This is a genomic window from Streptomyces colwelliae (assembly GCF_048158785.1).
In the GTDB taxonomy this organism is placed as follows: Bacteria; Actinomycetota; Actinomycetes; order Streptomycetales; family Streptomycetaceae; genus Streptomyces.
The window spans coordinates 1-450 of sequence record NZ_JBLTJC010000959.1 but is presented as its reverse complement, the minus strand read 5'-3'; the positions used below and the strand labels follow the sequence as shown (position 1 = coordinate 450).

General features: G+C 68.7%; 1 pseudogene. It reads right to left on the bottom strand.

Annotated elements, in window-relative coordinates:
- Positions 1-234: pseudogene (locus tag ACNFOC_RS55355) on the bottom strand (hypothetical protein); the annotation flags it as partial.
- Positions 235-450 lie beyond the last annotated feature (216 nt).

Here is a 450-nt window from a genome sequence, read left to right as displayed (position 1 = left end):
GGTGGGGGTGGCGGCGTAGGGGATGCCGAGCCAGGCGTCGTATCCGGTCTGGGCCTGCCCCTCGACCTTCCCGGTGGCGGTGGCCACCACCAGGGACGAGCGTTGCGAACTCCCTTGTGCGGGAGGGGACTTCAGTGCGTGTACGGCGATCGGGGACAGCAGCCCGAGGCCGAGCACGCTTACGGTTGCCAGGGTGGTGCGGACTCTGTTGCGGAGTGTGGTCGTCCTTCCCATGACCCACTTGTGTAACGCCCCGGCAATATTGTCGGCAAGATGTGCGACAGGATTGGCTGCAATTTCCTCTGCGGGCGCGGGGGTTACGGCGTGTGCGTCTGTACGGCCGACGGCTCGACGGAGCGTGCGGTCGACGCGGCCGAGGCGGGCGCCGATGAAGGTGCCGAGGCGGATGCCGACGGGACCCTGGACGGTTCCGTGGTGGGGGCCGGTGTG